Annotated in this window: 12 protein-coding genes; 4 read left to right on the top strand and 8 right to left on the bottom strand. The window is 60.6% G+C overall.

Annotated features, from left to right (window positions below):
* Positions 1-19: 19 nt before the first annotated feature.
* The 5 genes from folE to dacB form a co-directional block, all read right to left on the bottom strand.
* Entirely contained in the window at positions 20-616 is a 597-nt protein-coding gene (gene folE / locus ACUY2T_RS00950; protein WP_293791052.1) for a GTP cyclohydrolase I FolE, read from the bottom strand.
* Positions 616-3,021 (bottom strand): ATP-dependent zinc metalloprotease FtsH, encoded by a 2,406-nt coding sequence (ftsH, locus tag ACUY2T_RS00945; protein WP_448307005.1) that lies wholly within the window; start codon positions 3,019-3,021, stop codon positions 616-618. The genes folE and ftsH overlap by 1 nt, the downstream gene beginning before the upstream one ends.
* 45 nt (positions 3,022-3,066) lie before the next feature.
* A complete protein-coding gene (gene hpt / locus ACUY2T_RS00940) occupies positions 3,067-3,648 on the bottom strand; it encodes a hypoxanthine phosphoribosyltransferase (protein WP_293791050.1) in 582 nt (193 codons plus the stop codon).
* Positions 3,649-3,783: 135 nt separating this feature from the next.
* Positions 3,784-4,842 (bottom strand): tRNA lysidine(34) synthetase TilS, encoded by a 1,059-nt coding sequence (gene tilS / locus ACUY2T_RS00935; RefSeq protein ID WP_448307002.1) that lies wholly within the window; start codon positions 4,840-4,842, stop codon positions 3,784-3,786.
* 9 nt (positions 4,843-4,851) lie between these two features.
* The gene (gene dacB / locus ACUY2T_RS00930; RefSeq protein WP_448307000.1) at positions 4,852-6,186 is read right to left on the bottom strand and encodes a D-alanyl-D-alanine carboxypeptidase/D-alanyl-D-alanine endopeptidase; all 1,335 of its coding nucleotides are present in this window, start codon (positions 6,184-6,186) and stop codon (positions 4,852-4,854) included.
* Positions 6,187-6,232: 46 nt separating this feature from the next.
* Between dacB and ACUY2T_RS00925 the strand changes: the two genes are divergently transcribed.
* Entirely contained in the window at positions 6,233-6,715 is a 483-nt protein-coding gene (locus ACUY2T_RS00925; protein ID WP_293791047.1) for an inorganic diphosphatase, read from the top strand.
* A gap of 125 nt (positions 6,716-6,840) precedes the next feature.
* On the opposite strand, the gene ACUY2T_RS00920 is transcribed toward ACUY2T_RS00925, so the two are convergent.
* The gene (locus tag ACUY2T_RS00920; RefSeq protein WP_448306997.1) at positions 6,841-9,252 is read right to left on the bottom strand and encodes an HAD-IC family P-type ATPase; all 2,412 of its coding nucleotides are present in this window, start codon (positions 9,250-9,252) and stop codon (positions 6,841-6,843) included.
* 102 nt (positions 9,253-9,354) lie between these two features.
* Between ACUY2T_RS00920 and ACUY2T_RS00915 the strand changes: the two genes are divergently transcribed.
* Genes ACUY2T_RS00915 through ACUY2T_RS00905 form a run of 3 tightly spaced genes read left to right on the top strand, consistent with a single transcriptional unit; the run spans position 9,355 to position 14,058 of the window.
* Positions 9,355-9,666 carry a rhodanese-like domain-containing protein gene (locus ACUY2T_RS00915; RefSeq protein WP_293791046.1) on the top strand — a complete coding sequence of 104 codons (312 nt, stop codon included), beginning with the start codon at positions 9,355-9,357 and terminating at the stop codon, positions 9,664-9,666.
* A gap of 32 nt (positions 9,667-9,698) precedes the next feature.
* A complete protein-coding gene (locus ACUY2T_RS00910; RefSeq protein ID WP_448306994.1) occupies positions 9,699-10,145 on the top strand; it encodes a MarR family winged helix-turn-helix transcriptional regulator in 447 nt (148 codons plus the stop codon).
* A 7-nt stretch (positions 10,146-10,152) separates the two neighbouring features.
* Entirely contained in the window at positions 10,153-14,058 is a 3,906-nt protein-coding gene (locus ACUY2T_RS00905; protein ID WP_448306992.1) for a Pls/PosA family non-ribosomal peptide synthetase, read from the top strand.
* Here the strand turns inward: ACUY2T_RS00905 and ppk2 are convergent.
* Together ppk2 and ACUY2T_RS00895 are read right to left on the bottom strand one after the other, a co-directional pair.
* A complete protein-coding gene (gene ppk2, locus ACUY2T_RS00900) occupies positions 14,055-14,945 on the bottom strand; it encodes a polyphosphate kinase 2 (protein ID WP_005296894.1) in 891 nt (296 codons plus the stop codon). The genes ACUY2T_RS00905 and ppk2 overlap by 4 nt on opposite strands.
* A gap of 172 nt (positions 14,946-15,117) precedes the next feature.
* Entirely contained in the window at positions 15,118-15,243 is a 126-nt protein-coding gene (locus tag ACUY2T_RS00895) for a PorACj family cell wall channel-forming small protein (RefSeq protein ID WP_168163075.1), read from the bottom strand.
* Positions 15,244-15,250 lie beyond the last annotated feature (7 nt).

Here is a 15,250-nt window from a genome sequence, read left to right as displayed (position 1 = left end):
CTGGCAGGAGTTGGATCCGTCACGGTCGGATCAACGCCATCGCCTCTGCGCGGGAGGCAGCGTTCTTCTGGAACCCACCGCGAACAGCGGAGGTTACCGTATTAGCGCCGGGCTTGCGGATACCACGCATGGCCATGCACAGATGCTCGGCTTCCAAGACGACGATTACGGCGGAAGGATCCAGCTTTTCCACCAGCGCATCAGCCACCTGGGAGGTCAGGCGCTCCTGCACCTGCGGGCGCTTCGCCAGGCCATCAATGAGCCGTGCCAGCTTGGACAGGCCGGTGACCTTGCCGGATTCGCCGGGAATGTATCCGATGTGCGCCTTGCCGAAGAAGGGAACCAGGTGGTGCTCACACATCGAGTAGAAGGTGATGTCGCGGACGAGCACCAGCTCCCGGTGGTCTTCGCTGAAGGTCTTGTTGAGCACCTCGGTGGGGTCCTCGTACAGCCCCGAGCAAGTTTCGCGGTAGGCGCGCGCTACGCGGGCTGGGGTCTCTTGGAGCCCTTCGCGGTCGGGGTCCTCGCCAATGGCGAGCAGCAACTCACGGATGGCAGCCTCTGCCCGCTCCTGGTCGAAGGTGCCGGGAGCGAGTGGCTGTTGAGGGTTATTCACTAGTTGTCTTCCTGTTCCCGGTCATCATTCCGGTTCTTTTCCCATGGGAACGTTTGCTTCGGCATTTCCTGCCGACGGTGCTGTCCCTGGGGCTCAGCCTCTGGCTGCGGCTCCTGCGGCTCCTGCGGCTCCGGCTGTACATGCGGTTCCGGCTGCGGCTGAGGTGCCTGTGCCTCCTCTGCTACCTGTGGCTCCGGTGCCTCGTGTGCCTTCTGCTGTTGATGATCCGGCTGCTCATGAGCAGGCAGCTGGAAGCCACGTTCTTCCGGTACCGGAGGGACGAATTGACCATTCTGGCCGTACTGGGGCTGCTGAGCTTGCGGGCTGCTCTGCGACCGCTGGATCTGTGGGAACTGCTGCTGCCCCTGCTGCAGACGCTCTGCCTGTCGCTTCTCGTTCTGTGCCTTACGCTTCTCCATGCGTGCACGGCGAGCTGCGGAGAAGAAGTTCGTCCGCTCCGGTGGCTCCTCGCCACGCTCGCGCGCAAGCTCCACAGGGGTCTTCACCGGCTCCCGGTGATCGCACGGGCGGTCCAGATCCTGCATCGGGAAAATGTCAGAAACTTCACGGGTCTCAATCCCCTCGAAGATGGCCTCCAGATCCGGGCGACGCAGGGTCTCCTTCTCCAGCAGTTTGGAAGCCAAAGTATCCAGATAATCGCGGTTGTCCCGCAATACCTCGTAGGCAATCTGCTGCGCCTTGTTCATCAGCATGCGCACCTGATCGTCGATCTGGTTCGCAACATTCTGGGAAGGCTGGTTACCGCCCTGGCCACCCCGGCCGACGAAGGGGTCCCCCTCGTCCTGGCCATACTTCACGGCACCTACGACAGGGCTCATGCCGTATTCCACAACCATTGCACGGGCAATGTTCGTAGCCATCTCGATATCTGCAGAGGCGCCCGTCGTCGGATTACCAAACACCAACTCCTCAGCAGCTCGGCCACCCATGGCAAAGACCAGACGGGCAAACAACTCGGAACGGTTGTACATGCCCTTGTCGTCTTCCGGCGCCGTCATCGCGTGACCGCCAGTGCGGCCGCGAGCTAGGATCGTCACCTTGTACACACGGTCAATGTCCTTCATGGCCCAGGCCGCCAGCGTATGACCGCCCTCGTGGTAGGCAGTGACCTTCTTTTCATGCTCCGAAATGATCTTGGAGCTGCGACGCGGTCCACCCACCACACGGTCAGTGGCTTCCTCCAGCGCATCGGCGGTAATCACATTGCCTTCTACGCGGGCGGTCAGCAGGGCTGCCTCATTCAGCACGTTCTCCAGATCCGCACCCGACATGCCCGCAGTACGCTTCGCCAAAGACTTCAGATCCACGTCCTTGGCTAGCGGCTTGTCCTTCGCATGTACGTTGAGAATCTGCTCACGGCCAGCCAGGTCGGGGTTGGTCACCGGAATCTGGCGGTCAAAGCGACCTGGGCGCAGCAGAGCGGGATCCAGAATGTCAGGACGGTTGGTAGCAGCCATCAGGATCACACCATCGCGGTCGCCGAAGCCGTCCATTTCCACCAGCAACTGGTTCAGAGTCTGCTCACGTTCGTCGTGACCGCCGCCCATGCCGGCACCACGCTGGCGACCGACCGCATCGATCTCATCGACGAAGATGATGCATGGAGAGTTTTCCTTTGCCTGCTTGAACAGGTCGCGAACGCGAGAAGCACCCACGCCGACGAACATCTCCACGAAGTCGGAACCCGAGATGGTGAAGAATGGCACACCGGCTTCGCCGGCCACGGCACGAGCCAGGAGCGTCTTACCCGTACCGGGCGGGCCATACAGCAGAACACCCCGCGGAATTTTGGCGCCCAAAGCCTCGTAGCGGGTCGGGTCAGTCAGGAAGTCGCGGATCTCATCCAGCTCCTCAACCGCTTCGTCTGCACCGGCAACATCGTCGAAGGTTGTATCCGGGTTATCTTTGTTGAGCTGCTTGGCGGTGGATTTACCGAAGCCAAAAGCACCCATGCCGCCGCCACCCTGCATGCGCGACAGCATGAACATCAGCAGGCCGAAAATCAGCAGCATCGGCAGCAGCATCACCAAAAGGCTGCCCAGGAAACTATCTTCGGTGACCTTGGTGTTGTACTTCTCCGCCTCGGACTTCTGCACCGCATCGAAGATCTCCGGAGCCGTGCGCCCGGGGTACTTCGCGATGATTTGCTCGATGTCCTTCTTGCCGTCGACTTCGATCGACTTCTTCAGCTTCAGCTGTACCTGCTGCTCACGATCGTTGATCTGAGCTTCCTTGACGTTCTTCTCGTCCAGCTGCTTCATGGCCACGGAGGTTTCAACCTCGTCATAACCACGGGCGTCATCAGTTAGAACACCGAATGCATAGATCGCGATAAGAACCACGGCGACGATTCCCGCGATCCTCAGTACCTTCTTCTTGTCCATATTTCCTAGTGAGTTGTTGAGTTAAAAAGCCGTGCGAACAGTGCTTTATTCGTAAACGCGAGGGTGCAGAGTGCCCACGTAGGGCAGATCGCGGTAGCGTTCGGCGAAGTCCAGGCCATAGCCCACGACGAACTCGTTGGGAATCTCGAATCCAACATCGGCCAGCTCAATCTGTACCTTCTGAGCCTCGGGCTTACGCAGCAAAGTAACGACGGACAGCGACTTCGGATGGCGGTTACGCAGGTTTTTCATCAGCCAGGACAGGGTCAGTCCGGAGTCGATAATGTCCTCGACAATCACCACGTTGCGACCCTCGATGTCACGATCCAGATCCTTGAGGATACGCACCACGCCTGAAGAGCTGGTGGAATTGCCATAAGAGCTCACTGCCATGAACTCCAGCTGAGTTGGGATATCCAGCGCCCGTGCGAAGTCGGTAATAAAGAACACCGCGCCCTTCAGCACACAAATGAGGATGAGGTCATCTTCTTCATCACGGAAACGGTCAGCGGTGGCCTTAGCCAGTTCTGCAACGCGAGCTTGCAGCGTTTCCTCGTCAATGAGGACACTTTCTAGGTCGTCGCCGTACGGATTTTCCGGGACATTGAAGTTCTTTTCGCTATGCATCGCAGACCTCGTCTCGTCGTGATTGGCTGTGTTAGTTCTCGGGTAGTTACTGGGTAGCTACTGGGGTGTTTTCTCGGCGGTATTCCGTCGTCGACTTCTCCGCCTTTAATGCCTGCCTGGCATTCTAGCGCGCAGCTACGACCGGGGGACAGTCGCCAACTGCAGATACCCTTCGCAGCGCCGTACCACCAGTCGGTGGGTACGCCGTTTCTCATTCATTGTAGGTGAGCCCGGCACCCCACCTGGACTTTCTTCCAAAGGCCCCTCCACAGGCCATGGCACCGCGGTACCTCCCTGCCCTTTCCACGCCATAACCAGCGCGTCTATTGCCTTGAGATGGCTACTTGTCAGAGGTCCCGTTTTATCGGTCAGCCACCGCCTCACGATCCTGCGCCGAAGCGCCGCTGGGTGCCGTTGTAATTCGGCGCAGTTTAATGACGCCCCCTTTTCAGCGACCGCTAACTCCCTTTCCGCCAACGCGTTGAGCAATTCGGCGTCTTCCCGCAGCATCCGTGCGGTTCGCGCCACATTGGCTCCGAAGTGTTCCCCGAGGGCATCGTGCAAAAAAGGCAGCACCTGGGTGCGAATACGGCTGCGCAGATACGCATTGCTGTAGTTGTGTGGGTCCTCCCACCACTGCACGCCCGCGCTGCAGCATTCGGCCTCCGTCTGTTCCCGTGTACAGCGCAGCAGGGGGCGGCCCAGCCATGCTGCGCCCGCAGCCACTGCCGCATGGTCAATGTGTACGGCGCGCATCCCCGCAATGGCCTCTGCTCCGGATCCGCGAACCAACCCGATGAGTACTCCCTCGGCATCGTCGTCGGCAGTGTGAGCAACCAGTAGTGGCCTCCCGGCCGCAGCGGCACCTAGCGCACGGTAGCGTGCTTCGCGCGCCGGCCCCTCCCCCGCTCCATCGACATCAACGGTGCGGATCTCCGCGGTAGCTCCCAGCGTGCAAGCGGTCTCCGCGGCCTTACATGCAATCTCCGCGGAGCGTTCCTGCAGTTGATGATCCACCACCACCGCATGCACCGGGATGTCACAGCGCAGTAAGCCGTGTACGAGTGCCAGGGAATCGGCTCCGCCCGACAGCCCTACGGCTACCCCGGCGCGCACCTGCTGCGCTCGGATCGTGGGTGTACCTGGGGGATCCAACTCCTGCAGCCAAGCTCGGATCTCCGATTGAACGCTCATGAGAGAAAGCTACCGGGCGGTACGCACCGCGTTCGCCAACCGGTCCAGAGCCGGACGAGCGGTGTTTGGATCCGACTCATTCGACAGGAAAGCAAAGGTCAGTGGCCTGCCAGAGGCCGTCATCACTGTTCCTGCCAGAGCATTCACCCCAGAAAGAGTGCCGGTCTTAGCTCGCACCCAGCCGGCGGAGTTCTCCGCCCCGGAGCCTTCGCCATAGCGCGCCTCTAAGGTGCCTTCCACACTGGAGACCGGCAGCAGGTCCAGAATCGGACGCACGTCCTTGTTGGCCAGCACGCCGTCTAACTCATGGGCGGTCAGGCGGTTCTTTTCGCTCATTCCAGAATTATCAAAGAGCACTGCATCGGCCGTATCAATACCGTGTTCACGCAGCACGTCCAGCGTCGCACCGGTAGCGCCCTCAAAGGTCGTTGGCGCCCCCTTTGCCTTGGCAACCTCGCGGCCAATGGCCTCTGCCAGCAAGTTATCGCTGTGTACCAGCATGTCGCGCAAGCGCACCTTTAGCGGTGCAGAGGTGACAGTTGCAATGGATTTGGCGCCACTGGAATTCGGCGTCATTTCGTCTTCGACAGCAACCTTCGCATCCACGCCAAGCGCATCAGCTACAGCGCGCCCCACATCTTCGCCGGGGGTGTGGGAACGAGCGGAATCGGACTTATTGGGATCGAGTCGGCCCGCATCAAGCATCACGGCATCGAGGTTGGCGACATTGCCTCCATCGATGTCGTCGTGATCCCAGGTTTCATTGAAGAGGTCGCCAGAACGCGGTGAGTTATCGACCACGATGGAAGTCACAGATTGGCTACCGAGTTGTTTCTTTGCTTCCTTGGCCAACTCGGCAATAGAGGCCGCATCAGTGAAGAACCCCTCGCCATTGCGCGACAAGGTCACGTCTCCGTCGCTGCGCAGAATGAGTGTGCTCGGATCCTGGGGATCCTGCAGTAGTTCAGTGCGCCACGTACTGTCATGGTCCAGCGCCAGCAGCGCAGCTGCGGCCGTAAAGATCTTGGTCGACGACGCCGGGGTGAGCTTTTGGTTTTCATCCTCGGCCCACAGCACCTCGCCAGTCTCCACATCCGTGACGGAGGCAGAAAGAACGCCCAAGGCGGGATCCGCGGCAGCGCGCCGCACGGCAGTCTGCACGTCGGGCACCGATCCGGTGGGAGTGTTCATGACTGCAGTGGGTTCGGCAATCTGCTGGGGCTCGTGCACCTCATAGCGGTTGCTCATTGACCACACCACAGCAGCCCCCACCACTAGAGCGACGACGACTACGAAGGCGACGATGCTCCACAGCCAGACTTTCAGGGACTTCTGCTTACTCACTCGCTTCACCCTAGCCGAAAAACACCGCTCGGTTAGAATGGTGCGCATGAGCAAAAACATCGAAGTAACCATTGAAATCCCGAAGGGTTCCCGCAACAAGTACGAGGTCGACCACGAGTCCGGCAAGGTCTACCTGGATCGCTACCTGTTCACCCCCATGGCCTACCCGGCTGACTATGGGTTTATTGACCACACGCTGGGCGAGGACGGCGATCCGCTGGACGCACTGGTGATCCTGCCGGAGCCGGTATTCCCTGGCGTGATCGTGAAGGCTCGCCCGGTCGGCGTATTCAAGATGACCGACGAGGCCGGCGGTGACGACAAGCTGCTGTGCGTACTGGATGACGTCCGCTTCGAGCAGTTCCAAGACATCGAAGACATCGATCAGTTCACCAAGAACGAGATCGAGCACTTCTTCGTTCACTACAAGGACCTGGAGCCGGGCAAGGAAGTCAATGGTTCCGGTTGGGGCAACAAGGCTGAGGCCGAGCGCATCCTGCAGGAAGCCATCGATCGCCACCAGGATTAATCGCGCTGAATGTATGCGCTGACTAGTTGCGCTGCCTAATAGCGTCTATCCTTCGACGCCGTTAAGTCTGGCCGAGCGAGAGAATCAGCCTAGCCAGCCTGACGTACTAGGCCTTCGGAGGGGGATTAACGATCCCCCTCCGTTTTCTTTTGCCAGCGGGTGGCTGCCTGGTGGGCAATCTCAATAAGCACAGCACCGCCCGCCCCTACGGCCAGACCCAAACTCATAAGTTGCAGATTCTCCGGGTGCAGCATCAATAGCTCGCGGAATGGTGGAACGAGGAAAATCACCAGGTATCCGCCCACACAGCAGACCAGCAGTAGTACCTTCCACCAGACCAGTGGTCTTGCCACGATGCCCAGCACCCAAAGCCCCATAGTGATCAGCGCCACAAGTACTGCAGTCCCGGCCTGCTGCCGTTGGATCTCCGGCACATCGGCGCCGGGGTAGATGATGATCCACATCGCCACACAGATGCTGCCGATAAGCACTCCGGAGGGGATGGCCAAGGACAGCACGCGTTGAACGAACCCTTCGCGCGGGCGCTCCGTGTTGGGAGCCAGAGACAGTACAAACGCTGGAATACCGATAGTGAACCATCCAGTGATCGTCACGTGAATCGGCTGGAATGGGAACGCGATACCCAGCACCGCTACCACTAGTGCGAGCACCACTGAATAGACGGTTTTCGTCAGGAAAAGGTGGGCTACGCGCTCGATATTGCCGATCACCCGGCGCCCTTCGGCCACCACGCGCGGCAGCGCGGAAAACTTATTCGTCAGCAGCACCAGCTGCGCCACGCTGCGTGTCGCCGGTGCACCCGACCCCATGGCTACGCCAATGTCGGCTTTCTTCAGCGCCAACACGTCATTGACTCCATCGCCGGTCATCGCGACCGTGCGATTCTGTCGGTGCAGAGATTCCACCATTTGCTGTTTTTGCTCGGGGCTCACACGCCCGAAGACGTTTGCACGGGCAATCTCTTCGTCAAAGGCTGCCTCATCCAGGTCGCTGAGCGTACGGGCGTCGACCGCTACAAGCTCCCGGTCCGTAGCCTTGCGTGCCACAGCTGCCACCGAGTCCGGGTTGTCGCCGGAGATGACTTTGATGTCCACGTTTTGTTTATCGAAGAACTCGAGCGTCTCGCGGGCATCGGAGCGCAGTTGTTGGCGCAGCACAACCAGCACAGGTTCGTCGAGTTGCGGGGCGGCATCCATGGTGAGGCTGTCGGTGTTCATCCAATCGTGACCGCCGCCTTTGACCTGGCCGAAAACGAGAAGGCGAAGCCCCTGATCCCCTAGTTTCTTGGCTGTTTTGGCGGCGGGGCTTCCTTCGTGCAGAAGTACATCAGGCGCGCCCATGATCCACGCAGTGGCATTGGATACAGCGAACCCCGAGAACTTGTACCGCGAGTTAAAGGGAATCTCTTGGCCCTGCCACTGTTCGGGTTCTACGCCCCACTCACGCAACCCGGCCACGATAGAGCGGGCGGTGTCGTTGAGCTCGTCCTGGGCGCTCAGCATGGCGGCGAGGTTGCGGCCCCAGGATTCCTCCGCGTCCTTTCCTTCGGCGGTGACGATGGAGTCCAGCTCCATCTCATTCGTGGTGAGCGTTCCGGTCTTATCCGTGCATACAGTATTGACGCGGGCGAGTCCCTCAATAGCTACGAGTTCGTTGACCAGGGCTTTGAACTTGCCGAGGCGGATTACGCCCGCGGCAAAAGCTATGGAAGTCATGAGAACCAGTCCCTCCGGCACCATCGGAACGATAGCGGCAGCCATTGAGAGGATGGATTCGCGCAGGCTCGTGCCAGAACGCACAAGCTGGGTCCAGATTGTAAGAATGCCGGTGGGGATCAACAGCCAGGTAATGACCTTGAGGATGCTATTGATCCCGTTCATAAGCACGGAATCGGTAAGCGAAAACTCGCTTGCTTGCGACGCCAAGCGTGCGGCATAGGCCTCGTCTCCGACCTTGTCGGTGCGAAACAATGCGGAGCCCTCATTGACGATGGAGCCCGAAAGGATTTCCGCTCCTTCCGCCTTGGACACAGCATCGGATTCCCCTGTGAGTTGGGATTCGTCGACGCGCATAGAACCAGAAACCACGGTGCCGTCCACGACGACCTCGTCACCGGGGCGAAGTTTGATGATGTCCCCCAGCACCACCTCGTGCTGTGGAATGGACTTTTCTACACCATCGCGGATGACAGTTGGTTCTGATTCGCCGACAATGCGCAGCTTGTCGAGAGTCTTCTTGGCCCGCAGTTCCTGGATCACGCCCACCGCGGAGTTGGCGATGATAAGTAGGCCGAAGGCAGCATTGATCACTGAGCCAGTGGACAGCACGATTGCACACAGCACACCGAGGATGGCGTTGACGCGCGTGAAGATATTGGCGCGCAGGATCTGTGCCACACTCCTGCCGGTTCCGCTGCCCGGCGCATTAATCTCGCCGCGCTGCGTGCGTGCTGCTACCTCTTCAGTAGTGAGCCCCCGCGTGGGGTCGGTATCAACCCGCCCGCTCGTGCTCTCCACTTCAACCTCCTTCGTTGATGGCCACTAGAAAACTGCTCTCAGTGCTCCTTCCATTTAACTCCACTTAACTCCCCACCCAACCCTTGCCTACAATGGGGCGACATGAGTGAATTCGAGACTGTACAGCCCACCGACGTTCCCTCCGGCGCGCAGCTGGTCGACATCCGCGAGGTAGATGAATACAACCAGTGGCATGCCGAGGGCGCGATTAACCTTCCTCTTTCCGAGCTGCAGGCCCGATACGGCGAGCTGGATCTGAACGAGGATATTTACCTCATTTGCCTGTCTGGTGGCCGCTCCGCCCGTGCCTGCCAGTGGCTTGAGCAAAACGGCATCGAAGCTATCAACGTGGCCAATGGCACGGCTGGTTGGCGCGACGCCGGCCTCCCCATCGTGGGGCAACCCCACAATTAGACAACACCCATTGTCAGCGTTATATTTGTGGCATGTCCGAATCTATGCCACTACCCGCTGACTTGTTGTCTTCGCCCTCATTCCAGCTTGAGCGCCTCCGCCGTCGCACTCGCGATTTTGTGGAGACGGCGCTCGCTGCAGAGGGCTTCAACCTGCGTGAATTCTGGGTTCTTGCCTGCCTCGTCGATGGCGATGCAGCTAGCCAGGCAACGCTGGGTGAAATCCTTGGAGTGGATCGTTCCGATATGGTTCGCCTCGTCGATTCCCTGGAAAAGCGCAGCCTCGCGAAGAGGGTCAAAGATCCGAAGGATCGCCGCCGCCAAATCATCTCGGTAACTAAGAAGGGCAATAAGGCCTACAGTGGCCTGGCCCCACTGGTTCACGCCGCAGAGGATAGGGCACTTGATGACTCGACCTCCAAGCAGCTGAAGCACTTGAGCAAGCTAGCCAAGGCCATCATCGCGAGCGAGGAGGCCTAGACCCACAGTGCACATCCCTTCCCGGTACCTCCGTTCTAACGAGGCACCGGAGCCTCGCACGCTCATCGACATTGTTCGTGCGACGGCTTCGGCATGCCCTGAAGCCCCCGCCATCGACGACGGCAAGGGGGTCATTACCTATTCCGAGCTCCTCGACGAGATCGAAACGACCGCTAAATGGCTGCACGAGCGCGGCCTTGGTCGCGGCGACCGCATCGGTATTCGCATGCCCAGCGGCGATCGCGCGCTCTACATAGCTATTCTGTCGACCCTCGCAGTCGGTGCTGCTTATGTACCTGTGGACGCCGACGACCCCGAGGAACGAGCCTCCCTTGTCTTTGGCGAGGCCAATGTGGCCGCAATCTACGGCGCCGACGGGCTGCGGGTAGTTGACGAGACCTTGCAGCCCGGTTCGAGCACCGGTTCCGATAATTCCGCTAAGGCCTTCGGCCCTGACCTGGAAACCGATGCATGGATCATCTTCACCTCCGGCTCCACGGGTAAGCCAAAGGGTGTCGCGGTAACGCACCGCAACGCCGCAGCTTTCGTGGATGCTGAGGCCGAAATGTTCCTACAGGATGAGCCATTGGCTCCTGGCGACCGTGTCCTGGCTGGCCTATCCGTCGCCTTCGACGCTTCGTGTGAGGAAATGTGGCTGGCCTGGCGCCACGGCGCCTGCCTAGTGCCTGCCCCGCGTGCCCTCGTGCGTTCCGGCGTGGACCTGGGGCCCTGGCTGGTTTCCCGCAACGTGACCGCTGTGTCCACCGTGCCTACCCTGGCTGGACTCTGGCCTGACGAAGCTCTGGACGCAGTACGCCTGTTGATCTTCGGCGGTGAAGCCTGCCCGCCAGAACTGGCCGCCCGCCTGGCCACCGACTCCCGCGAACTGTGGAACACATATGGCCCGACCGAGACCACCGTCGTCGCCTGCGGAACCACCATGGATGGGGTGCGCCCGGTATCAATCGGCATTCCCCTCCGCGGCTGGGATCTAGCCGTCGTGGATGCCAACAACCTGCCGGTCGGCTGGGGCGAAACCGGCGAACTCATCATTGGTGGCGTTGGCTTGGCTCGTTACTTGGATCCAGAAAAGGATGCAGAGAAGTTCGCGCCCATGCCGGAGCTCGGCTGGGAGCGTGCTTATCGTTCCGGTGACCACGTACGCCTCGAGGAAGATGGCCTGTACTTCGTCGGTCGCATCGACGACCAGGTGAAGATCGGTGGGCGTCGAATCGAACTCGGCGAGGTAGACGCGGCGCTATCCGCCCTCCCCGGCGTGCGCAGTTCCACCGTCGTCGTGCAGACCACCGGTGGCGGAGACAAGGTACTGGTGGGATACGTCTCTACAGAGGAAAGCGTAGAGAGTTTCGACCAGCAGCAGGCTCTGCAGCAACTGCGCGATGCACTGCCCGCAGCCATGGTTCCGCGCCTCTGCGCGCTGGACGAGCTGCCGGTAACGACCTCCGGCAAGGTAGACAAGAAAGCTCTGCCGTGGCCACTGCCCTCCACTGGCACCGCTGAGTTCGACAACCCGACCCAGCAATGGCTGGCCGAACTGTTCGCCGATGCCCTGGGCACTGCAGTGAACAGCCCGGATGCGGATTTCTTTAATCTCGGTGGCACCTCTTTGGGTGCCGCAACGTTGATTAGTCGCGTCCGTAAGGAAGTCCCGACTGTCAGCGTGCGCGATCTTTATGATCACTCTCGTCTGGCCGCCCTGGCCGAGCACATCGACTCGAAGCGCGAGAAGGCCGGTACCAAGGGAACCAGCTCCGGCGCACAGGCCAAGGACGTGAAACCCGCCAAACCGGTGGGCATCGGCACCCGCCTGGCGCAGGCGCTAATCCAGATTCCGGCGCTAACCCTAGCGGGCGCGCAATGGGTCACTTGGATCCTGGTGTTTAATGCAATCCTTTTCCACGGCTCCTCCTGGGCGAGCGACCTCCCGTGGGTCGTCGACGTTCCCTTGGCCGTGGTCATTGCTGCAGTGATCATCTTCGCTACCCCCTTGGGCCGCCTGCCGCTGTCCGCGCTGCTCATTCGCCTGATAACCGCCGGCATCGGCGAGGGCGATTACAAACGTGGCGGCTCGGTTCACCTGCGTATCTGGGCTGCCGAACGCGTGGCGGATTCCTCCGGCGCTCGCGATGTCTCGGGTGCGGCCTGGATTACCACGTACGCTCGTTGGCTGGGCGCAAAGGTCGGCAAGGGTGCGCAGATGCACACCCTTCCACCAGTCACCGGCCTGCTCACTCTGGGTAAGCACTGCTCTATCGAGCAGGAAGTGGATCTTTCTGGCTACTGGCTGGAGGGCGACGTACTGCGCGTCGGCAGGATTGAGATCGGCAAGGATGCCTCCATCGGCGCCCGCTCTACCCTGTTCCCGGGCGCGCGCATCGGCGCACGTGCTCACATCGAGCCCGGCTCGGCTGTGACGGGAGCCAAGAAGGTCAAGGCAGGGTCGCAGTGGGCTGGTTCGCCCGCGGTGAAGGTCGGCAAGGCCCGCAACCGCTTCCCAGAGCAGGCTGCCCCGCGGCGCACCATGTGGTTCTGGCTCTATGCGCTGAGCGCAATCGTCATGTCCCTGCTGCCCCTCGTGGCCCTGTTCGCCGCCGCTGCGTTCGTACTGTGGCTTGTTCCTTCCGACGCCCCCTTGCTGGCACTTCCCCTTGCAGCAGCCGGTGGCCTGGTGGCATTTGCCACCTACACCGCACTGACTTGGCTATTCGTTCGCGTGCTATCTATAGGCCTCAAGCCGGGCGTGGTGGCCGTCCGCAGCCTCAGTGGTTGGCGGGTATGGGCCATTGAGCGTCTGATGGATAGTGCGCGTACTCAGCTGTTCCCGATGTACGCCGCCCAGCTGACCCCGCTGTGGTTCCGTAGCCTGGGCGCCAAGGTGGGCAAGGACGCGGAGATCTCCACCGCCGTGATGGTGCCGCGCTTCGCAGAGGTGCGTGAAGGCGCATTCCTGGCGGATGACACGATGGTCGGCGGTTATGAGCTCGGCGGTGGCGGCTGGATGCTTACCGGCAACACGAAGGTCGGTAAGCGCTCCTTCCTGGGCAACTCCGGTATTGCCGGCCCGGAACGCACACTGAAGAAGAACTCTTTGGTGGCTGTACTCTCCTCTACCCCGGAGAAGACGAAGTCCGGCAGCAACTGGCTGGGTTCCCCACCGGAGCGTCTACGTCGCGTGACCGTGGAAGCTGGCGGCGAGTCCCGCACCTATAACCCGGGCTTCGGCCTGAAGGTGGCTCGTGGCATTGTGGAGACTCTGCGCCTGCTGGCGCCGATGACCTCCGCCATGATTGCCGCGGGTGTGGTGCTGGCACTTCAGTGGATGCTGGTAAACCAGGGCATCTGGCAGACGTTCGCTGTCTCTGGCGTAGTTCTGGTCGGCGCGGGCTTTATAGCCGCGGCGGTGACGGTGCTGATGAAGTGGCTGTGTGTGCAGCGCATCAAGGCTGGCGACCACCAACTTTGGTCGGCTTTCGTCTGGCTCAACGAGCTACAGGATCAGTTTGTGGAGACCGTGGCCGGCCCATGGTTCCTGGCCCACACAATGGGCACCGGCAGCCTGAATATGTTCCTACGCACCCTCGGCGCAAAGATCGGCCGGGGTGCTTGGCTGGATACCTATTGGCTGCCGGAGGCGGATCTGGTGAAGATCGGCCGCGGCACCAGCGTAGGCCCGGGTTGTGTGGTGCAGACGCACCTATTCCAGGACCGAGTGATGAGTTTGGATACCGTCACGCTCGGTGACGGTGCAACGATGGGACCACACAGCGTGGCCCTGCCTGCCGCAGCGATCGAGCAGGCAGCGACGGTCGGCCCGGCGTCACTAGTTATGCGCGGCGACCACGTGCCTGCAGCCACTAGGTGGCAGGGCAACCCGATCGAGATCGTCGACTAGTCGCCGATCTGGTCGCGGCCGCGCTTGACGATCTTCGGATCCGGTTCGCCGACGACCTCGTGGTCCTTGTCGGCGTATTCGAACTTCGACAGGACGTAGCGCATAGCGTTGATGCGAGCGCGCTTCTTGTCGTTGGACTTAATGGTGATCCACGGGGACTCGTTGGTGTCCGTGTAGCGGAACTGCTCTTCCTTGGCACGGGTGTAGTCATCCCACTTGTCCAGGGAGGCCAGATCCATGGGGGAAAGCTTCCACTGACGAACCGGGTCCACCTGGCGAATGGCGAAGCGGGTGCGCTGCTCCTTCTGGGTGACGGAGAACCACAGCTTCGTCAGGGAGATGCCCGAGCCCATGATCATGTTCTCCAGCATAGGAACCTCGCGCAGGAACTCTGCGTGCTGATCGTTGGTGCAGAAGCCCATCACGCGCTCCACGCCAGAGCGGTTGTACCAGGAGCGGTCGAAGAAGACGATCTCGCCGCCGCATGGGAAGTGTTGGACGTAGCGCTGGAAGTACCAGGAGGTGGACTCGCGCTCAGAAGGCTTCTCCAAAGCCACAGTGCGGGCACCACGGGGGTTGAGGTGCTCGTTGAAGCGCTTGATGGTGCCACCCTTGCCGGCAGCGTCGCGTCCCTCGAAAATGATGATGTGCTTCTGGCCCGTATCCTTGGTCCAGTTCTGGAACTTCAGCAGCTCGATCTGCAGGGCGCGCTTGGTGGTTTCGTACTCCTCGCGGCTCATCCGCTCGTCGTAGGGGTACTGGTCGCGCCAAGTATCGACGCGGTGGCCGTCGGGGGTGATCAGTACCGGATCGTCTTCATCCGAATCGTCCACCAAGTAGCCCTCGGTAGCGGCCAGATCAACCATGTGGAATTCTTCTTCGGCCATGTGCCTAGGTTCTCCTTCGCCTGAAGCTTTTAGACTCTAATTAACACTATCTAGTCTAGTGCGTTCGGTGTTGCCATACAGCGCTGAATGATGTTGCGATACAGCACGGCTCAATTAGGCATGAAAAAACCCCGGCCGAAGCCGGGGTTTTAACAATCGCTAGAAGCGGAACTTACTTGGAAGCACCGGTCCAAGCAACGATGGTCTTGATAACGTCCTTCAGGCCCTTGAAGATGTTGCCGAAGCCGCCCAGGAAGTCGCCCAGCTGGCCGAAGATGGTGGTAATCTGATCGATCATGATGTTC

Source organism: Corynebacterium sp. 22-2729 (assembly GCF_053479475.1).
Note: the sequence above shows the minus strand (reverse complement) of the source record. Positions and strands in the feature narration are given on the sequence as shown.